The following is a 19,673-nucleotide window of genomic DNA, read 5'->3' on the forward strand; positions in this document are numbered from 1 at the left end:
GGCGGCACCGGCTCGGATCAGCGCTGGCGAGCCGTCGCGCCGTTGGCGATCAGGTTGTTGCCGGTGGTGTACTTCTCGGACAGCGCACGGAACGTGTACCTGACGGCGGCGCCGTTCAGGTTCGGGGTCCAGCAGCGACGCTGCCCTGGACGGATGTTCCCGTTTCCGCCGGGCTCGGTGTCGCAGTTCACCTCGCCGACCCACGACCCGTTGTCGAAGCGCTGGAGCCAGACCTGCGCCCACTGGTTCGCCGCCATGGGCTGCTCGTACAGCGCGAACGCGAAGTACAGGGTGCCGGTCCGGCAGAGGTACACGGTGCCGACGGGGTCACCGGTCGAGAGGGTCTTGATGCTCCCCACGGTGCCGACGATGGTGTGGTAGCCCGTGTCGTTCTGACAGTGCGGCGACGCCTGAACTCCCACCGACGCCGTGGCCGGTGCCACCAGCGCCATCAGGGCCGCGCCCGCCACGGCGAGCACTCCGGTCATCTTCTTGAACATGTCCCCTCCTGGTGTTCACGACGTGCGGTCGTGGGACAACGGTGGGACACCGGTGTTGCGGAACCCTTGCAGGTCTTCTGGAATCGCCAGGTCAGGCGAAGGTCTTGGCCAGCACGGTGTTCACGTGCGCGGCGATCTCGTCGGCGGCCTCCTCCAGGGCGAAATGACCGGTGTCGAGGAGCACGACCTCGGCGGAGGGCACGTCCCGGCGGTAGGCCTCGGCGCCGGCCGGGACGAAGAACGTGTCGTTGCGGCCCCAGACGGCGAGGACGTGGGGCTGCCGTTCGCGCAGCCAGGCCTGCCACGACGGGTAGCGGACGGGGTTGGTCTGGTAGTCCCACAGCAGGGACTTCATGTAGCCGGCGCGGCCGGGCAGGTCGATGACGGCCTGGTCGGCCAGCGCCTGCTCCGGGTCGATGTTCTCGGGGTCCTTCGCGCCCGCGAGCCACTGGTGCCGTGTGCCCGCCAGGCTGACGACCCGGTCGACGGCTTCCTGGTGCTTGGCCCTGTCGCTCCACCACCCGTTGAGCGCTTCGACGTCGGGGCCGAACCCCTCGGTGTAGGCGTTGCCGTTCTGCGTGATCACGGCCTTGACGCGCTGGTCGTGCTCGAGCGCGATCCGGAAGCCGACGGGCGCGCCGAAGTCGAACATGTAGACGGCGTAGTCGCCGATGCCGAGCAGGTCGATGACCTCGCCCGTGACCTCGGCCAGCCGGTCGAACGTCGGGTCGCCGGGCAGCGGGTCGGACGAGCCGAAGCCGGGGTAGTCGATCGCGACGACGTGCCAGTCGGAGGCCAGGCGGTCGATCAGCCGCACGTAGGCGCGGGTGCTCGACGGGTAGCCGGGCAGCAGCACGATGACCGGCCTGCTCGCGTCGCCGGCCTCGCGGACGAACACCTTCAGGCCGTCGACCTCGACGTGGCGGTGGCGGATCGCGGGCATGTCGTTCTCCTCGGTTCGCACTAATGGATAGAACGACCGTATACACGTTAGTTTCCGTACCGCAAGAGTTCCTGGCGAAAATCTGCTAACGTCTCGATTGTTGGTTCAAGCGTTAGGAGATGGCGTGGCCGCGACCCTGTCCGAGTTCCAGGCGGCGGGCTTCCCCATGGGTGCCGAACCGCTCGTGGCGCTCGACCTGGTGGACACGCAGGCGCTGTGCCTGGACCCGGTCCAGGACCTGCTCGCGGACGAGGCCGCGCACGCCAAGTGGTGGGCGCTGCAGGCGGATCGGCTGCCCGGCGCGACACCGCCGGCGATGAGCGCGACCCGTCGGCTACGAGCGGTGCTGCGGGAGTTGTTCGACGCGCACCTGACCGAGCGCACGCCCGATCCGGCGTTGATCGCGGACCTCAACGCCGTCGCCGCCGCGGTGCCCACGAGCCCGCGCCTCGACGGCTGGGGAGCCGAAGCGCGGGCAGGGGTTCGCTGGCACGACGACTACAACGGGCACCCGGCGCTGGCCGCGATCGCGGGCGAGGCGATCCGGTTGCTGGCGGACCAGAAGCGGCTGGACGTGCTGCGCGCGTGCGCCAACCAGGCGTGTTCGATGTTGTTCCTGGCGGAGAACAAGCGCCGGGTCTGGTGCGCCGCCAACGTGTGCGGCAACCGGGCCCGGGTCGCCCGGCACTACGAGCGCACGCGCGCCTGATCGAGCGTGACCTGGTCGAGCAACGCCGCCAGGTCGGCGGGCACGGACAGGAACGGCGAGTGCGCCGACGGCAGGTGGTGCACCGAGGACGCGCGGGCGGCCATCTCCTCCTGCGACGGGGGCGGCATCGTCTTGTCGTTGTCGCACACCAGGTACGTGGACGGGATCGTGAGCCACCCGGCTCCCCTGAGCCGGTCGGTGGCGGAGCGGGCGCTCTGCGGCCGCAGCATCCCGGCGGCGCGCTCGGCCAGCACCGGGTCGACGTCGTCGTAGAACTGGGCGACCGCGTCGGGCGGAGGAGGGACGAACTCCGCCTCGAACTCCGGCATTCCGGCGGCCTCGCTGATCGACGTGCCCGCTTCCGGCATCCACGCCGCCAGGTAGACCACGCGGGTCACGAACGCGGACCCCGCCGTCGCCTCGGTCACCGGGAAGCCGCCGTAGGAATGCCCCACCACCGCGACCGGCCGGTCGATCGACGCGATCGCGTGCCGGATGACCTCCGCGTCCTCGTGCAGCCCGGCGGGTGATCCCGAACTGGGCAGGTCGACGGCGTGCGCGGTGCGGCCGAGCCGCCGCAGCTCCGCTGTCACCAGTTCCCAGCACCACGAACCGTGCCAAGCGCCGTGCACCAGAAGGATGTCAGGTAAGTGCATCAGTTCTCCCGCCAGGAAGCCGGAATCCTCTCACGGGCCGCCGTGAACGCCGCGACGCGCACCCCTCGACCACGTCCACATCGGACGACACCTCACGAACGCACGGCTGCGGTCACCTGTTCGTGCACACGGGGTAGCGTGCCGCCGCATGAGCGCGCGCTTCCAGGAACTCGACTACCGCCAGACCCCGCTGGGTGAGCTCAGCCTGCGCCGCCGCCTCGAGCCCGGGACCGGCAGGGAGGTCCACGAGATCAAGCTGAACGAAGAGTTCCTGATGTCGAGCCTGTTCACCGTCGCCGAGGTCGAACTGGCGCACCTCGCACTCGCGGAACTGTCCGGGGACTCGCTGAACGTGGTCGTCGGCGGCCTCGGACTCGGCTACACGGCGCAGACGGTGCTGGAGCACGCGAACGTCGGCTCGCTGCTGGTCGTCGACGCCCTGGGCGAGGTGATCGAGTGGCACCAGCAGGGCCTCATCCCCGCCGGGAGGACGCTGGCGGCGGACGAGCGGTGCCGGTTGGTCCACGGCGACTTCTTCGCCCTGACCCGTTCCGGTGAGGGTTTCGACGCCGCGGAGCCCGGCAGGCTGTTCGACGCCATCGTCGTCGACATCGACCACTCACCGCGCCACCTGCTGCACCCGTCCAACGCCGACTTCTACACCGCCGAGGGCGCTCAGCGCCTCGCCGCGCTGCTCACGCCCGGCGGGGTGTTCGCGTTGTGGTCCAACGACCCGCCCGAGGCCGAGTACACCGCCACTCTCGCCGAGGTCTTCACGGACGTGCGTGCCGAGGTCGTCCGCTTCCCGAATCCCCTGCAGGAAAGGGAATCGACGAACACCGTGTATCTCGCCAGGCGCGGTTGAGCCATTCGCCGCAACCTCGGTGATCGTGGTTTGGCGCTGCGCGTGAGTGGGCATTGGACGACTCATGATGGCGTCGTACTGGGAGACCGCCCGAACCGGTTTCCTGGCGTTCGTGGGTGTCGGGTTGTTGGTTCTCCTCCCCCTGGTCCTGTTGCACTACTTCCGGTTCCGGCGGGTCGAGCCGCGGCGGGCCTTCGTGCTGTACGGCCTGCTGGCCTACGGGCTCGTGGCGCTGGCGTTGATCTTCCTGCCGTTCCCGTCCGACGTGGCGAAGCTGTGCACGGGCGACCAGATGCTGTCCACGGTCCCCTTCCAGTGGGTCACCGACATGGGCAACAACATGGCGGCGAACGGGCGCTCCGGGGTCCTCGCGATGGTGAAGTCGCAGGCGTTCCTGCAGCAGCTGTTCAACGTCGCGCTGTTCGTGCCGCTGGGTGTGGTGCTGCGCAAGGCGTACCGCAAGGGGCCGCTCGCCGTCATCGCCATCAGCCTGGGACTGTCGCTGGCCATCGAGGTCGTGCAGTTCACCGGCAACCTCGGTTTCTACCCGTGCCCCTACCGCATCGCCGACGTGGACGACCTGATCTCGAACACCTTCGGCGGACTGCTGGGGTGGATGATGGCGCCGGCCGCTTTCGTGGTGCCCAGGCTGCCCTCGTCCGACGAGGCGGCCGCTCCGAGCGACACCGTGACCGTGCCGCGCCGGATCCTCGGCCTGATCTCCGAGCTCGTGCTGGTGGTCGTGATCGCGAAGCTGCTGCTGAACTCGGATCCGCGCTGGGCCGTGTGCCTGCTCGTGGCGTTCCGGGTGGTGCTGCCGGCGGCGGCGAACGGCATGACGATCGGCGGAGTGCTGCTGCACTACCGGGTCCGCGCCGGGGACGGGTCGCGCGCCAACCCGTTCCAGCTGGCCCTGCGCGAACTGCTCGGCCTCACGGGCTTCATGGCCTACGCGACCGTCGTGTCGCCGCTGATCGGCATCGGCTGGTGGGACCTGGCCGTCGTGGCGCTCTACCTCGGCGGCGCGTTCGTCGCCCCCGTGTTCCGCCGTGACCAGCGCGGATGGCACGAACAGGTGGCTCGGACGAGGGACGTGTTCGCGGTGCGGGAGTCCGGGTACCCGGACGTCCATGACGACGTACACGCACACAGCTGAAGCGGACATCCCGGCCGACACGCTGTTCGGTTTCCTCGCCGAGCCGCGCAACCTCCCCCGGTACTTCCCGCAGATGACCGCGGCCGAGCCCGAGGGCGGCGAGCAGGTGCACGTGGAGGCCGAAGTGCATGGTCACCACGTCGAGGGCGAGGCGTGGGTGCGCCCGGACGTCGAACGGCGCACCCTCGAATGGGGCGCCGAAGGACCGGACGACTACCACGGCGAACTCCAGGTCGAGGAGGTCGCGCCGGGCCGGTCGCGCATCACGGTGAGCCTGCACAGCGTGCGTGAGGCGCAGGGCGACGAGGTGCAGCGGGGGCTCGAGCAGACGGTCGCCGTGCTCACCCAGACCGCGGCGGCGGACGACCGCCAGGCCGACTGACCGTTCAGAGCAACTCCGCGAGCAGGGCGGCGGCGCGGGCGGCGCCGTCCGCCTCGACCTCCCGGTAGCCGACCTCCCTGCCGATCTCCCCGGCGATGGCGGCGGCCAGGACGTCACGATCGGCGACCTGGTCGTAGGTCGTGCACCGGCCCGCTCCGTAGCGTTCGAGCCGGTGCCGGACGTGGAAGTTCTGCTCGAAGTGGTGTCGCAGCGGCACGAAGAGGAACGGGCGCCCGGCGGCGGTCAGCTCCATGCACGTGGTCAGGCCGCCCTGCACCACCGCCAGGTCGCAGGCGGCGAGGAGCCGGGGCAGGTCCGGCACGTAGCCGCGGATCTCGACCCCAGGACGGCCAGGCAGCGAGTCCGGGTCGATGCGGGGCCCGGTGACGACGAGGAACCTCAAGGCCGGCACCCGTTCGACCGCCGCGGGCACGGCGTCGAGCACTCGCCGCAGCAACGACTCCCCCACGCCGGAACCCCCGACCGTGACCACGCAGAGCTTCTCGTCCCGGCGCAGGCCGATCCTCGTGCGCAAGGCCGCGCGCTCGCGGTCGTCCGGCGGGTCGAATCCCGTGACGTAGCCGGAGAAGTCGAAGTTCTGCTCCGTCCACTCGCGAATCGCGGGCAGGCCCTCGCCGAACGGCAGTGAGATCACGTCGTCCGGGTTGCCGACGAACACCGACCTGTCCCGCACGCGCCTGTGCCGGGCTCGCTGCTCGATCATGTCGAGGTTGTAGTCGGCGGTGAGGCGTTGCTCGCGAGCACCGCCGTCCGGCATCGGCAGCCAGCCGACGAAGTCCGTCAGCCAGGCGAACGAGAACCGCTTCAGCTCGGGGTTCTCGTGCAGGAAGTAGTCGACTTCCCAGGCCTCGTCGCCGATCACCAGGTCGTACCGCTCGGCGTCGAGGACGTCGTTGAACACCATGAAGTTGTTCACCAGCACGGAGTCCAGGCGCCGGAACGCCTCGAACACGTGCAGGTCGTGCTCGCCCGCGTCCTCCTCCACGTGGGACGACTCGCCGGCCAGCCACGCGGACGCCGGGTGGACCCGTTCCCCCGCCGGTCCGAGCACCTCGGTGACGGGGTGCTGCGCGAGCCAGTCGACCTGCAGGCGCGGATGGAGCCTGCGCAGTTCGGAGGCGATGGCGAGATCGCGCCGGGCGTGGCCGAGGCCGATCGGTGAGCTGAGGTAGAGCGCCCGTGGCGGCCTGGTCCTGGACGTCCTCGTGCGCCGGGTCACGGGGTGCACCCGGTCGACGAACTCCTTGACCAGCAGGGAGATCCGCACCGGATCGCGGGCGTGCACGCCGTGCCCGGCGCCGTCGACCAGCACCAGCGAACCACCGGTGAGCTCGGCGAGGCGTTCTCCGATGGCGTGCGGACGGATGCGGTCGCCGGTCCCGTGGATGACCAGCACCGGACAGCGCACCTTGCGGCAGTCGTCCTCGATCGACGGGGAACTGAGCCGGCCGGCGGTCGTGTCCACGAGCGTGGCGGGGTCGATCTCGTGCGCCCACCGGACGGCGTCCTCGATCTGCTTGGTGGAGTGGGGTTCGGCGAACATCCTCGCGAAGAACCAGTCGACGAAGTCGTCGTAGCCGCCGTTCAGCCAGTACTGCCGGGTGTACTTGCCCTCCGCCGACTCCCAGGCCTGCCTCTCCTGCTCCTGGACGCCGATGAGGGACCCGCTGGCGGGGCCGATCGCGACGATGCCGGTGACCCGTTCCGGGTGGTGCGCGGCCGCGAGCACCGACCAGGCATCACCACGGGACAACGCCACCAGCACGGCCCGGTCGGTGTTCGTGGCGTCCATGACCGCGATCGCGTCGGCCGCGTACTCCGCGTCCACATAGGACTCACCACCGGTGGGGCGATCCGATTCGCCGCTGCCGCGGCCGTCGAAGGTGACCACCTGGAAGTGCCGTGCCAGGTAGGGAACCTGCGCCTTCCAGAACTTCGAGGGCACGATCGACCACGTCGGCATCAGCAGAACCGTTGGCCTGCCGGGGTTGTCGTAGACCTGGAACGCGAGCCGCACGCCGGCGCGCCGGGCGTGCCCCCTCTGGTCCGCCTCGCGCACCGGGCGCGGCTCGCCGTTCACGGCCGGACTTCGAGGACCTGGTTGAACGGGGTCTGGGCCACGCCGGCGAACCGGGTGAACCCACCGGCGACCGCCACGTCGCGGATCCGCGCGGGCCCGGCCTGGGTGCCGAGCGCGAGTCCGACGTCCTGCGACAGCGAGGCCGGCGTGCACAGCAACGTGGAGAAGCCGTAGTAGGTGCGGCCGACGGGGTTGAGGTTGTCCTCGACGCGGTCACCGGCCATCGGTTCGACGATCATCCACGTGCCGTCGGGCGCCACCGCGTCCCTGACGTGCTGGGCGGCGCCGACCGGGTCGCCCATGTCGTGCAGGCAGTCGAACATGGTCACGAGGTCGTAGCCCGTGCCGCCGAAGTCCTTGGCGGACGCGACCTCGAACGTCACGCGGTCGCCGACACCCGCGGCCGCGGCCCGTTCGCGCGCGACCCGGATCGACTCGGGGTGGTAGTCCGAACCGGTGAAGGACGAGTTCGGGAACGCCTGTGCCATCAGGATCGTCGATGCGCCGTGGCCGCAACCGACGTCGGCGACCCGCGCACCGACCCGTAGCTTCGCGGTCACGCCGTCGAGCGCGGGCAGCCAGCCCTCGATCAGGTTCGCCTCGTAGTTGGGCCGGAAGAACCGCTCGCAGCCGAGGTGCACGTCGCCGTTGTGCTCGTGCCAGCCGACCCCGGACCCGCTGCGGGCGGCGTCCAGCACCCGCCCGGCGTTGTGCACGGTGCCCAGCGCGATCTGGAACATGCCGGGCAGGAACGCCGGGCTGTTCTCGACCGTCAGCGCCACCGCGTGCTCGATCGGCAGCGCGTACCGGCTGCTCGCAGGGTCGTAGGTCACGTAACCGCCGGCGGCCTGGGCGTTGAGCCACTCCCGCACGTAGGGCTCGGCGGTGCCGCTGCGGTCGGCGAGTTCGGCGGGGCTGATGGGGTCGCCGGACGCCATCAGGCGGTAGTAGCCGAGCTTGTCGCCCATGACGACGAGTGCGGCGTTGAGCGTGGCGCCGACCTCGCCGACGGCCCGGAACACGAACTCCATGAGCCTGTCGGTGTCCACCTCGGGTCTGGTCGTGGTCATCTGCTCTTCCCTCCTGTGTGAGGGGTCGGAACCTATGAGCGCCAACGGGACAGCCGCATCAGGTGCCCCACCTAGTGCCGCGACCGTGCCTACACTGCCCCGTGTGCTGATGGGACGCGAGTCCGAGCGTCGACAGGTCGAGCGGCTCGTCGCGAGCGCCCGGCTCGGGCACGGCGGCGCCCTCGCCGTCACCGGTGAGCCCGGGGTCGGCAAGACCGCGCTGCTGCGGTTCGCGGCCGGGTGCGCCACCGGGATGCACGTCCTGCGGGCCGCGGGGAGCGAACCCGAGCGCGAGATCCCGTTCGGTGCCCTGCACCAGGTGTTGCGGCCCGCGCTGGACCGCCTGGACGAGATCCCCGGGCCTCAGGCACAGGCGTTGTCGGTCGCGCTGGCGCTGCGGTCCGGGCCCGCCGTCGACAGGTTCGCCGTCGGGGCCGCGACGCTGAGCCTGCTGTGCCGCTTCGCCGAGGACCGGCCGGTCGCGGTGCTGCTCGACGACCTGCACCTGGTCGACCGGCCGTCGGCGGACGCACTGGTGTTCGCGGCGCGCCGGCTCTCGGCCGACCCGGTCGTGCTGCTGGCCACCACGCGGTCGCCGGATCCGCCGCTGCCCACGCTGCCGTTGTCCGGCATCGACCTCGCCGCCGCGGGTGAGCTGGTGTCGAGCAGGTCCGGCGTGGCCGCGTCACCCGAGCTGATCGCGCGGCTGCACCGGGCGACGGCCGGGAACCCGCTCGCGCTGATCGAACTCGCCGCCGGGGCGCACCGGTGGGCGCACGTGTCTCCCGAGGCGCCGCTCCCGGTGTCCGCCGCGCTGGCCACCGAGTTCGCCTCGCAGGCGCGGTCGCTGGGCGAGGCCGGGCGGGCGGCGATCGAGGTGGCCTCGGTGGCCGGGAACGACCTGCGGGTGGTGGCCGGCGCGTGCCGGGTGCTCGGGTTCGCCGTGGACTCGCTGGCGGAGGCCGAGAGCGCCGGGCTCGTGCGGATGGCCGACGGCCGCGTCGAGTTCCGGCATCCGCTGATCCGCGCGGCCGTGTACGGGGACGCGGACCCGCAGCGCCGCAGATCGATCCACCGCGCCGTGGCCGAGGCGATCGGTCCCGGCGACGCCGACCGGCACGCCTGGCACCTCGCCGAGGCTGCCGTCGGCCCGGACGCCCGCGTCGCCGATCTTCTCGTCATGGCGGCGAGGCGAGCGCACGAGCGGAGCGCCTACGACGTCGCCGCGGCCGCTTACGGACGAGCTGCGCGGCTGAGCCCGGACGTCCGGCGGCACGCCTCGTTGTGCGTCGCCGCGGCGGAGTCGGCGTGGCTGGCCGGCGAGACGAGACGGTCCGTCTCGTTGCTGGATGAGGCAGGCGACCTGCAAGAACAGGAGGCGCGGCTGCGGGCCGTCGAACTGCGGGCGGCGATCGCGGCGCGCACCGGTTCGCTGACCGAGGCGCGCGACCTCTGCCGAATCGCCGCCAGGGGGTCCGAGACCGCCGACGCGGGCGTCGTGCTGCTGGCCGACGCCGTGAACGCGTGCTTCTACCTCGGCGACACCACGACCGGGGTCGAGCTGGCGCACGAGATCGAGCAGTTGCTGCCCCGGGTGACGTCCGCCCGTGCGCGGGGGCTGGGTCAGATGGCGGCCGGAGTCGCGCGGATCCTCGCCAATCGCGGTGGCGCCGGCCAGATCCGGGCCGCGGTCGGCCTGCTCGCCTCGTCCGGACAGCTCCGCGAGGACCGGCGCAGGCTGTCGTGGCTGATGATCGGGCCGTTGTTCCTGCGCGACGCGGACTCCGGCGCGGACCTCCGCCGCATCGTCGCGGACGCCCGCGAGGAGGCCGCCGTGGGGACGTTGCCCGCCTTGCTGTTCCACGTCGCGCGGGACGAGGCGACGACGAACCAGTGGGTCCGCGCCGAGGCGACCTACGACGAGGCCACCCGGCTGGCGCGGGAGACGGGCCAGGAGACCGACCTCGCGATGTGCCTGGCCGGTATCGCCTGGTTGCGCGCACGGCTGGGTGACGAGGAACGGTGCCGGGCACTCGTCGCGGAGGCGCTGCCGATCTGCCGGGACCGCGACATCCACATCGGACGGGTCTGGTCGTTGTTCGCGTTGGGAGAGCTGGAACTGGGGCTGGGCAACGCGACCGGCGCGCTGACGCACCTGGAGGAACTGGCGGCGTTGCTCGACGGGCTCCAGCTCACCGATCCCGACCTGTCCCCCGCGCCCGAGCTCGCGGACGCGCTGGTGAGGCTGGGCCGGCGCGACGACGCCGTGGTCGTGGCCCGGCGCTACCGGTCCGAGGCGGCGGCGAAGGGCCAGCCGTGGGCCATGGGACGCGCCGAGCGGACGTTGGGCGTGCTCAGCCAGGACGGCTTCGACAGCCACTTCGAGGCGTCCTTGGGTTTCCACCACAGGACTTTGGACGACTTCGAGACCGCGCGCACCCGGCTCGCCTACGGTGCCCGCCTGCGCCGCGCCCGGCGGCGGGTGGACGCCCGGCCGCACCTGCACGCCGCGCTGGAGACGTTCGAGAACCTGCGCGCGGCACGGTGGGCGGACCTCGCCGCGGTCGAACTCGGCGCGACGGGCGAGAAGATCAAGCGTCGCGACCGGGGTGAAACCCTCACCCCGCAGGAGTTGCAGGTCTCACTCCTGCTCGCGGAGGGCAGGACCACCCGCGAGGTCGCCGCCGCGTTGTTCCTGAGCCCGAAGACCGTCGAGTACCACCTGCGCAAGGTCTACACGAAGCTCGGCATCCGCTCACGCGCCGAGCTGGCCGGCCGGCTGCCCTGACGCCCACGCGAACCCGTCCGGGTCGGTGAAGTCGCCGGCGCCGATCATCACGACGCGGTGCGAACCGGAACCCTCGGGCGCCACCCCGGCGTCCTTGGCGAGCGCGCGCCGCCGGTACAGCCCCAGCTTCACGGTGCCGGCCGCGGCGAACTGGACGTACATGCGGCCGAAGCTCTTCTCCACGGTGAAGCCCTGGTCGACGTAGCACTGCCTGCTCGCGACGATGTCCGTCGCGCCGAGCAGCAGCACGACGTCGCCGATCTGCCCGGTGGCCGGTCCGGTGTTCTTCTTGGCCGAGGTGGCGACCTTCCAGATGGTGCCGTCCGGTGCCTGCACGACGCCGCCGTAGCCCCACATCGACTTCCCGGCGGGCTTGAGCACGGTCGCACCGGCGTCGAGCGCGCCGCCGATCAGGAGGTCGACGTCCGCGGGCTGCGCCACCGTGAGGGACAGGGTGAAGCCGCGGAAGCCGGTGGCCGCTTCCTGCGAGGCCCGCAGGCGCAGGCGGGAACCGAGCCCGAAAGCGTTGGCGTAGAAGCGTTCGGCGGCCGCGAGGTCGGACACTTCGAGGGTGATCGCGTCGAATGAGGTCATGCCGGGAACGCTATTCGCCGCCCTGGGACCCGTGCTTCTCGATTCCTGACCGGCTCACGGCCTTGCGCCTGCGCAGCACCACGACCGCCAGCACGACGACCACGGCGACGGCCGCGATCGTGCTGCCCGTGCCGACGAGCTTCTCGACCCGCCGGGCGGTCTCCCCCGCCGCCGCGCCGAGGCCGATGTGCAACGCGCACCACCCGGTGGCGCCGACGAGAACGGCGGGCAGGAACGTCCGGAACGGCAGCCCGGCGGCTCCGGCGGCGGCGGGCAGCAGTGTGCGCAGGACCGGCAGGAAGATCGCGGCCAGCACCGCGACCGCTCCCCTGCGGCGCAGAAAGGCGGTCGCTCGGTCCCAGTGCTGCGCGCCGTGCCGCCGCACGATCCGCGACTCGCGCAGCCGTGCGCCGTAGCGGCGGCCGATCAGGAAGCCGACCGAGTCGCCACCGACCGCGCACACCGTGGTGACCAGCCACATCACCACGAACGCGGGCGGGCTGGTGGCGGTGGTGCCGAGCACGAAGAGGCCGGTCTCGCCGGGAGCGATGAAGCCCAGCCCCAGCGTGCACTCGCCGAACACGAGCACACCGGCGGCGACGATCACCCAGACCGGCGGCAGGTTCGCGAGCCAGTCGAGCAACGCGGTCACGGGACGAGCCTCGCGTCCGGGTGGGCGGGTGAGTCGCCGTCGAACAGCGCGGTGTGCCGGCCGCGCAGGTGCAGGTCGAAGAACGCGGCGAGGTACTCCCGTTGCGCGGTCAGGCTCCTGCGCGGGTCGACGGTGCCGATCGCCGCCGCGAGCTTGTCGGCGGGCAGCGGGTGCGGCCTGTCGATCTGGGGCAGCAGCACCTGGGCGTCGGTGAAGCTCATGTGTTCCGCCGCGGGCAGGTGGACGTCGCGTTTCCAGCCGGTGGAGTTCGCCCAGAACGCCGCCCAGTCCGGTGCGTGCACGTGGTCGTGCGGGTGCTTGTCCGCGCCGCTGGTCCCGCCGCCCATGAGCAGGAACGGCCGGTCGGCGCCGCGCGCGCTCGCCTGGCCGGAGTTCGGGTCCATGCTGCCGTCGAGGTTGGCTCCCGCGTCGATGCGCGGATCGGTGAGCATGGCCTCGGCCGCGGTGAACCCGCCCATGGAGTGGCCGGCCATGCCGACCCTCGACAGGTCCATCACGGCGGCGAGCGTGGTCGAGCCGAGCCGGTCCAGCACGAAACCGGTGTCGCGCACCCTCTCCCGCATCATCAGCGCCGTGTCCGCGCGGCCGACCGGGAGTTCGACGCGGTCCGGGAACTCCACGGGGCCCGCGAAGGTGTGGTCGATGGTGACGACGACGTAGCCGCGACTGGCGAGGTCCTCCACCAGGGTCGTGCCGAACGAACGCGACTGGCCGCGTCCCGGCGAGTAGAGGACCACGGGGCGGCGGCCGGGAAGTGGCGTGGCCGGCCTCGCGTGGGTCCGGGTGCCCGCGAAGTCGGCGACTCCGGGGGCGAGTCCGACCGAGCCGGCGGCGGTCTGGTCGTAGAAGGCCGCGATCCCCGGGCTGAGGTGGCGCACCGGGGCCCGGAACGAGGGCGTGGCCGGGTACCACAGCGAGATCATCAGTTCGCGCGACCTGCCCGGCGCCCACGGATCGGTGCGAGTCTCGTCCACGAGGTGCAGTTCGGTGGTGCCCACCGGGAACGGCCCCGACGGCTTCGGCAGGGTGAGCGGGAGTGGAGCGGCGGCCGCGGGAGCGGCGAGCGCGACCGTCATCGCGGCCGCCGCGACAACGGCCCAGTAGCTGGATCTCATGCGGCCCAGCCTGTCGATCACGCCCGCCCGCCGGCATCTGTCGAACGCTGCCGGAGCACTGCACGAAAGACATAGGTCAGCCCTGGTCCACCAGCCCCGCCTCGAACGCGATGATCGCGGCGCGCACCCGGTTCGGCACCTCCAGCCGGCGCAGGATCGAGCTCACGAACACCTTCACCGTGCCCTCCACGACGTGCAGCCGGCGGCCGATCTCCGCGTTCGGGAGCCCGGCGCCGACCAGGGCGAGCACCTCCCGTTCCCGGTCGGTCAGCCCGGCGACCAGGTCCCGCGCACGCGCGGCACCGGACACACGCTCCTCACCCAGCCGCCGGATCGCCCACTGAGCGATCTTCGGCGACAGGTACGCGGCGCCCTCCGCCACGGCCCTGATGCCCGCGAAGAGCTCCCTCGGGTCTCCTGTCTTGAGCAGGAAACCGCTGGCGCCGCCGTCGAACGCGCGGGCGATGTGCTCGTCCTCGGAGAACGTCGTCAGCATGATCACGCCGGTGCCCGGCACGGTGCGGCGGATCTCGGCCGCCGCGGCCAGGCCGTCCATGCGCGGCATCATGATGTCGAGCAGCACGACGTCCGGCCGGTGGGCCAGCGCGAGCTCGACCGCCGCGTGCCCGTCGGCGGCCTCGGCCACCACCTCGAACTCCGGCTCGGCGCCGAGCACGGCCCGGACTCCGGCTCTGGTCAGCGGTTCGTCGTCGGCCAGCAGCACCCGGATCACCGCGCCTCGCCCGAGATAGCGCCGCGTGGCACGGCTTCCTTGTGCACCAACCGGTCCGCGGCGAAACACAGCCGGAAGAACAGTTGCTCGTCGGTCTGCTCCCGCGACCAGTGGTAGCGGCAGTCGGCGCCCTTCGGCGGGTCGGACAGCATGCGTTCGGGGTCTCCCAGGATCTGGAACGGTGGCAGTCGCGGCTCGACGTCCGCGCGCGGTGTGCCGAGTTGGATCTTCTCGAACACCTCCGGGTCGAGGCTGTTGCCGGCGCCGACCACCGCGTAGAGCGCCATCGCGAGCACCGCGATGGCGGTGCCGGCCAGCAGCGGTGTCCTGGCCGCCCTGACCAGGCTTCGGCGGGCCGGTCTGCCGACGTTCGCCGGTCGAGCGTCGTGCGGCAGCTCCGCCACGAGCGCGAACCCGCCGTCGCCCGGCCCGGCGGTGAGCGTGCCGCCCAGCAGCCGGGCGTGTTCGGCCAGGGCCGCCAGCCCGTTGCCGCCGCCCGCCGGACCTGGTGTACCGGCCGCCGGTCCATTCACGACGGTGACGGTCGTGCTGGCGTACAGGCGTTCCACCCGTACGCTGACCGGCGCTCCCGGTGCGTGCTTGGCGGCGTTCGTCAGTCCTTCCCGGACGATCCGGTGCACGGCGCGTTCGACGGCCTCGGGTGACGGCTCCGCCGGGGTCCACTCGACGTCCATGCCCGCGGCCGCCGCGCGTTCGACCAACGCGGCGACGTCGGTCCGCTCGTCCCGCGGCCCGAGCACGCCGATGATCTCCTGGAGCCGCTCGGTCGCCGCCGCGACGCCGGCCCGCAGCTCACCTGCCGCCGCCCGGTGCCGCTCGGGCAGGTCCGGCGACACCTCGAGAGCGGCCGCGCGCAACGCGATGAGCCCCCACTCGTGGCCGAGCGAGTCGTGCATGTCCCGCGCGATCCGCGCCCGCTCCAGCAGAGCCGCCCGCTCCAGACCCGCCGCCGCGACCTCGGCGCGCAGCCGCAGGTACCGGCCCAGCAACCACGGGCACAGCACCGCGGCCAGCACGATCAGCACCAGCAGGAACCAGTCGTAGAGCCCGAACAGCACACCGAACCCGCCGCGCGCCGTTCCGTCCGCCAGCACGCTGACCGGCAGCCCGCCGAGCAGGACGGCGGCCAGCGGCACGAGCACCGGGTCGCCGGCCCACCGCCCGGCGCGGAACCCGAACACCCCGGCGGCGAGGAACGGCCAGACCCACGGCGGGTTCGTCACGGTCGGCACCAGCGCCAGTGCGGGTACCGCCGCGGCCGCCACGAGCGCGCACAGCGTCCGCACCGGAAACCTCCGGAAGAGCAGCACGGCGGCGGTCAGCAGGACCAAACCGGCGGTCAGCTCCACCGGCTCGCCGATCGCTCCCGGCACCAGCGGCACAGCCAGGACCACCCACAACACGGCGTCCGGCCACCGCAGCCCCCTCATCGGTTCATCGTAGAAGACGGCTAGGCGGTGTCTGACAATTTCGTTCGGTGAGAGGCGCGGGCGAGCGATCCGCGGACGGTGTCGCCGCGACGGCCTCATACCGGGCGCGGCGCCGTCCGCGGATCCCTCGGCCGCCACTGTCGCCCGGCGGAATTGTCGGACACCGCCTGGACGTGGTCGGCGAAGATCGCCGGCTTCAGGCCTGACGGTCGGGCAGCAGGCGCGGCACCACCCGCACGTAGACGACCATGCCGACCACCTCGACCAGCGTCTGCGTCACCACGACGACAGCCGCGAGGTCGTCCGGCAACGCCAGCGCGAGCGGCAGCACGACCAGCGAGTTGCGCGTCGCCCCCGTGAACACGACCGCGCGTCCCGAAGCCGCGTCCAGCCGGAACAACCGGGCCACGGCGAGCCCGGCGAAGGCCATCACGACCAGGAACGCCACGTAGAACGGCACCACGCGGGCGACCTGCGGCAGGTCGTCGCCGAGCTTGGGCACCTGCGACGCGACCACCGCGAACAGGGTCGCGGCCATCAACGGCACCATCGTCGTGCTGATCGCACCGATGATCCGCCCCGCCCTGGCCTGGGTGAGCCACGCCAGGGCCAGCGGGACCAGGATCAGCACGACGAACGCCTCGACGAACGGGCCGGGTTCGACGACGGCCAGGCCGGAGCCGAGGAACAGCCACAGATAGCCGGGCAGCAGCACCATCTGCGCGAGGAGCAGCAACGGCGTGGCGGCGAGCAGTCGCCGGCTGTCGCCACCGGCCAGTCCGCTGAACACGATCACGTAGTCGACGCACGGGGTGAGCAGCACCAACAGCACGCCCAGCCGCACGGCCTGATCGTCGGGCAGGAACGTGAAGAGCGCGGCCACCACCAGCGGCACCACCACGAAGTTCGCGACGAGAGCGGCCCCGAGGAACCGGCCAGCCCGCAGCGAACGCCCGAGCTCGGCCACCGGCACCTGCAGGAACGTCACGTACAGCAGGACCGCCAGCACCGGGTTGATGGCGTGTTCGAGCACCGGGCCCGCACCCGGAGCGGCCCAGCCCGCCAGCGCCCCCGCGGCCAGCGCGCCGAGGTAGACGGCGACCTGGTGACGTTCCATCCCCGCGACGAACCCCGGCACAGCACCCTCCTGATCGGATGATCAGGACGATATCCCCTGGCAGGCGCCTTCCCGGCTCAGCCCAGCCCGGCGAAGGGCAGCGGGCACGACGGCGCGTGCGCGCAGGCGACCAGGTCGTCGCAACCGGCCGAGATCGCCGCGCGCAGGGTGTCGCGGACGACCTCCAGGTCCGCGATCCGCGCCTCGACCTCGCCGAGCTTCCCCTCGGCGCGCGCCCGCAGACCAGGGCGGCGGAACCGACCGCGAGCAGATCGGCAACCTCGTCGAGGGTGAACCCGAGCCGTTGCGCGGCCTTGATCACGCGGAGCACCGTCACGGTCTCGCGTGGGTGGAGCCGATGCCCGCCGAGCGATCGATCCGACGGGGGCGAGCAGGCCGACGCGTTCGTGGTACCGCAGCGTTTCCCGGTTCACACCGGCGCCTCCGCGACCTCGCCCGTCCGCATCCCGCTCACCTCGCCGCCAGCGCGTCGAGCACCTCGGCCCGCGAGTCCGGCACGGAGATCGCCAGGGTCACGCCACCGCCGGTGACCGTCAGCTCGAACGTGAAGAACGAGCAGCAGCCCGTCTCCCGCACCGCCGCACGGGCCGCGACTTCGGGCCGTGGTACCGGATGCAAGTCTCAGAGGCCGAGGCGCTGCTGCTCCGCCTGCACCACTCGCTGCTCCACCGACACCGCCGAGTCCAGCGCGCTCGCGTGCGAGTGCTTCGTGTCGCTTTCGCGCGCGAAGTGGTCGAACAGCAGGGTCTTGTGGTCGCGGATCTCCTGCACCCGCGCGTCCACGCTGTCCTTGACCAGCAACCGGTGCACGTGGACCTTGCGGACCTGGCCCATCCGGTGACACCGGGCGATCGCCTGGTCCTCCGTGCTCGGCTTCCACTGCGGCTCGGCGATGATCACGACGGACGCGGCCTGGATGTTGAGGCCCACGCCGCCCGCCTCGATCTGGGCCACCAGCACCGCGTGGTCCTCGCACGCGGTGAACGCGTCCACCAGTTCCTGACGGCCCTGCGCCGACGTCGCGCCGGTCAGGGGACCGAAGACCTCGACGTGCTCCGCGACCGCGTCCAGCACGTCGTGGAAGTACGAGAACACCACGACCTTCCAGCCGTTGTCCCTCGACTCCTCGATGATCTCCAGCAGCCGTTCCAGCTTCGCCGAGCCGTCGGGCGTGCCCGGCGTGTAGGCGGCGCGGCGCATCGCCATCAGGTTCCCCTCGCGCACCGCGTCGAGGTACGCGGCGCGGTCCTGCTTGCCGAACTCGACCCAGTCCTCCACCTCGAGCAGCTCCGGCAGCTCCCCCAGCACGTCCTCCTGGTTGCGCCGCAGGTACACCGGCGCGACGACGCGGCGGAAGGCCTTCGCTCCCACCACGGCGTCGATGGAACCCGTGCCGGCGGCGACGCTCGGCTGGAGGTAGGCGACGAGGTTGCGGAACTCCTCGACGCGGTTCTCCATCGGCGTGCCGGTGAGGAGCATCGCCCGTTCCGCGCGTTGCACGATCTTGTTGACCGCCTGGGAGCGCTGCGTGTCCGGGTTCTTCACGTAGTGCGCCTCGTCGACCACGACCAGAGCCGGGCGGAACTTCTTCGGCAGCACCAGTTTCGGCAACGTGCCGAACGTCGTCACGCCGACGCCGCCCTGTGCCAGCCACTCGCCGACCGCGCCGTCGCGGCCCGCGCCGTGCATCCGGTGCGGTACGAGGTCGCTGTGCCGGGCGATCTCGTTGACCCAGTTGACGACGACACTCGCCGGGCAGACCACCAGGAACCCGCGCCGCCCGCCGGCGGCGAGGCCGGCCATCACCGCGATGGCCTCGATCGTCTTGCCCAGTCCCATCTCGTCGCCGATGATGACGCGTTTGCGGGCGAGCGCGAACTTGGCTCCGAACACCTGGTAGCCGCGCAACGACACCTTCAGCAGACTGGTGTCCAGTGTGGTCGCGTCGACCTCTTGCTCGATGTCGGCCGGGACGAAACCGCGGGCGGCACTGCGATCCGGCACCCCGTCCGCACCGGCCAGGTCGGCGAGGAGCGTGTTGTAGGCGGCCGCGTCGAGCTCGTAGTCGCGCCACAGCGCGCGGTGGTCGAGGTCCGGCACGCGCAGCTGCGTGCCCACCGCGCGCAACGCCGCCGCGTCACGACTGGCCAGCAGGCCCTCGAGCCGGCCGAGCGAGTCGAGGGCGGCCTGCCGGTTCTTCCGCAACGAGAAGAACATCCGCACCCGGCTCAGGGCACGGGCCGCGGCGCGCACGTCGGCGTCGACCTTGCCCAGCACGTCCCCGAGCGGCTCGCGCAGCGGACCGACGAGCTGGTTCGCCCTGCGCAGCTTGGACATCAGCTGCAGCAGCTCGGTCTGCGCGCGGTCGGCGCGGTCGGGGTTCAGCCGGACGGAGGTGTCGCGCGTGACGCCGTCGACGACGGCGCGGGCGACCCGCACGATCTGCTCGGCGGACTGCCTGCCGACCCCGGGCACGCCGTCGAGCTGTTCCGGGCGCGCTGTGACGACATCGGCGACGGTCCGGTACCCGGCGGCCTTCAGCTTGCTCAGCCGCAGGTTCGCCTTCGTGTCCCGCAGTGCGTCCACCGGCATGGCGCGGAGCCGGTCGGCCACCAGCGAGTCCCGGACCGCCTGGTGGTGCGCGGCGGCGAGCGCGCGCAGCCGGTCCGGTTCCGCGCGCACCCCTGCTGCCTCGGCGCGGAACGCCTTCGCGGCGGCCAAGACCTCGCGAGCGTGCCTACCGACCTTCGACGAGTCGTCCACCCGTGTCCTTCCGTCAGGCGGGCCAACAGTACCCAT

18 protein-coding genes and 1 pseudogene are annotated in these 19,673 nt (G+C 71.9%); 5 read left to right on the plus strand and 14 right to left on the minus strand.

The features are described 5' to 3' along the window. Window positions 1-17 precede the first annotated feature (17 nt). Together DFR72_RS01190 and DFR72_RS01195 are read right to left on the minus strand one after the other, a co-directional pair. The gene (locus tag DFR72_RS01190) at window positions 18-500 is read right to left on the minus strand and encodes a hypothetical protein (protein WP_090064440.1); all 483 of its coding nucleotides are present in this window, start codon (window positions 498-500) and stop codon (window positions 18-20) included. Between the two features lie 91 nt (window positions 501-591). Then, entirely contained in the window at window positions 592-1,443 is an 852-nt protein-coding gene (locus tag DFR72_RS01195) for an alpha/beta fold hydrolase (protein WP_090064614.1), read from the minus strand. 124 nt (window positions 1,444-1,567) lie between these two features. Between DFR72_RS01195 and DFR72_RS01200 the strand changes: the two genes are divergently transcribed. Continuing rightward, window positions 1,568-2,152, plus strand: a complete 585-nt coding sequence (locus DFR72_RS01200; protein WP_245982405.1) for a CGNR zinc finger domain-containing protein — start codon at window positions 1,568-1,570, stop codon at window positions 2,150-2,152. On the opposite strand, the gene DFR72_RS01205 is transcribed toward DFR72_RS01200, so the two are convergent. After that, a complete protein-coding gene (locus DFR72_RS01205; protein WP_090064439.1) occupies window positions 2,131-2,808 on the minus strand; it encodes an alpha/beta fold hydrolase in 678 nt (225 codons plus the stop codon). The genes DFR72_RS01200 and DFR72_RS01205 overlap by 22 nt on opposite strands. Window positions 2,809-2,956: 148 nt before the next feature. On the opposite strand from DFR72_RS01205, the gene DFR72_RS01210 reads away from it, so the two are divergent. From DFR72_RS01210 to DFR72_RS01220, 3 genes are all read left to right on the plus strand, one after another. Then, complete coding sequence (locus DFR72_RS01210; RefSeq protein WP_090064438.1) at window positions 2,957-3,673, plus strand: spermidine synthase; 717 nt, start codon at window positions 2,957-2,959, stop codon at window positions 3,671-3,673. 67 nt (window positions 3,674-3,740) lie between these two features. Further along, window positions 3,741-4,829: a VanZ family protein gene (locus DFR72_RS01215; protein WP_170176079.1), complete on the plus strand. Its 1,089-nt coding sequence runs from the start codon at window positions 3,741-3,743 to the stop codon at window positions 4,827-4,829. Beyond that, the gene (locus tag DFR72_RS01220) at window positions 4,804-5,211 is read left to right on the plus strand and encodes an SRPBCC family protein (protein WP_090064436.1); all 408 of its coding nucleotides are present in this window, start codon (window positions 4,804-4,806) and stop codon (window positions 5,209-5,211) included. The genes DFR72_RS01215 and DFR72_RS01220 overlap by 26 nt, the downstream gene beginning before the upstream one ends. Window positions 5,212-5,215: 4 nt before the next feature. Here the strand turns inward: DFR72_RS01220 and DFR72_RS01225 are convergent, their stop codons facing one another. Both DFR72_RS01225 and DFR72_RS01230 read right to left on the minus strand, forming a co-directional pair. Then, complete coding sequence (locus tag DFR72_RS01225; protein WP_245982407.1) at window positions 5,216-7,312, minus strand: alpha/beta fold hydrolase; 2,097 nt, start codon at window positions 7,310-7,312, stop codon at window positions 5,216-5,218. After that, window positions 7,309-8,382 (minus strand): class I SAM-dependent methyltransferase, encoded by a 1,074-nt coding sequence (locus DFR72_RS01230; RefSeq protein WP_090064435.1) that lies wholly within the window; start codon window positions 8,380-8,382, stop codon window positions 7,309-7,311. Before DFR72_RS01230 ends, DFR72_RS01225 begins: the two co-directional genes overlap by 4 nt. Window positions 8,383-8,491: 109 nt before the next feature. On the opposite strand from DFR72_RS01230, the gene DFR72_RS01235 reads away from it, so the two are divergent. Further along, window positions 8,492-11,170 carry a helix-turn-helix transcriptional regulator gene (locus DFR72_RS01235; RefSeq protein ID WP_245982544.1) on the plus strand — a complete coding sequence of 893 codons (2,679 nt, stop codon included), beginning with the start codon at window positions 8,492-8,494 and terminating at the stop codon, window positions 11,168-11,170. Here DFR72_RS01235 and DFR72_RS01240 read toward each other — a convergent pair. The 9 genes and pseudogenes from DFR72_RS01240 to DFR72_RS01275 form a co-directional block, all read right to left on the minus strand. Further along, the gene (locus tag DFR72_RS01240) at window positions 11,138-11,764 is read right to left on the minus strand and encodes a VOC family protein (protein WP_090064433.1); all 627 of its coding nucleotides are present in this window, start codon (window positions 11,762-11,764) and stop codon (window positions 11,138-11,140) included. The two genes, DFR72_RS01235 and DFR72_RS01240, sit on opposite strands and share 33 nt — an antisense overlap. A 10-nt stretch (window positions 11,765-11,774) precedes the next feature. Continuing rightward, complete coding sequence (locus DFR72_RS01245; protein WP_090064432.1) at window positions 11,775-12,416, minus strand: DedA family protein; 642 nt, start codon at window positions 12,414-12,416, stop codon at window positions 11,775-11,777. Beyond that, window positions 12,413-13,552, minus strand: a complete 1,140-nt coding sequence (locus tag DFR72_RS01250) for an alpha/beta hydrolase family protein (protein ID WP_090064611.1) — start codon at window positions 13,550-13,552, stop codon at window positions 12,413-12,415. Before DFR72_RS01250 ends, DFR72_RS01245 begins: the two co-directional genes overlap by 4 nt. 76 nt (window positions 13,553-13,628) lie before the next feature. Beyond that, the gene (locus DFR72_RS01255) at window positions 13,629-14,285 is read right to left on the minus strand and encodes a response regulator (protein WP_090064431.1); all 657 of its coding nucleotides are present in this window, start codon (window positions 14,283-14,285) and stop codon (window positions 13,629-13,631) included. After that, a complete protein-coding gene (locus DFR72_RS01260) occupies window positions 14,282-15,736 on the minus strand; it encodes a sensor histidine kinase (protein ID WP_170176080.1) in 1,455 nt (484 codons plus the stop codon). The genes DFR72_RS01255 and DFR72_RS01260 overlap by 4 nt, the downstream gene beginning before the upstream one ends. 196 nt (window positions 15,737-15,932) lie before the next feature. Then, window positions 15,933-16,853 carry an arsenic resistance protein gene (locus DFR72_RS01265; protein WP_090064610.1) on the minus strand — a complete coding sequence of 307 codons (921 nt, stop codon included), beginning with the start codon at window positions 16,851-16,853 and terminating at the stop codon, window positions 15,933-15,935. Between the two features lie 292 nt (window positions 16,854-17,145). Then, a pseudogene (locus DFR72_RS48055) lies at window positions 17,146-17,190 on the minus strand (hypothetical protein); the annotation flags it as partial. A gap of 134 nt (window positions 17,191-17,324) precedes the next feature. Further along, window positions 17,325-17,492 (minus strand): hypothetical protein, encoded by a 168-nt coding sequence (locus tag DFR72_RS45265; RefSeq protein WP_170176061.1) that lies wholly within the window; start codon window positions 17,490-17,492, stop codon window positions 17,325-17,327. 3 nt (window positions 17,493-17,495) lie between these two features. Continuing rightward, a complete protein-coding gene (locus tag DFR72_RS01275) occupies window positions 17,496-19,637 on the minus strand; it encodes a DEAD/DEAH box helicase (protein WP_245982410.1) in 2,142 nt (713 codons plus the stop codon). Window positions 19,638-19,673 lie beyond the last annotated feature (36 nt).

It is taken from the genome of Lentzea flaviverrucosa, from assembly GCF_003350445.1.
GTDB lineage: Bacteria > Actinomycetota > Actinomycetes > Mycobacteriales > Pseudonocardiaceae > Lentzea > Lentzea californiensis.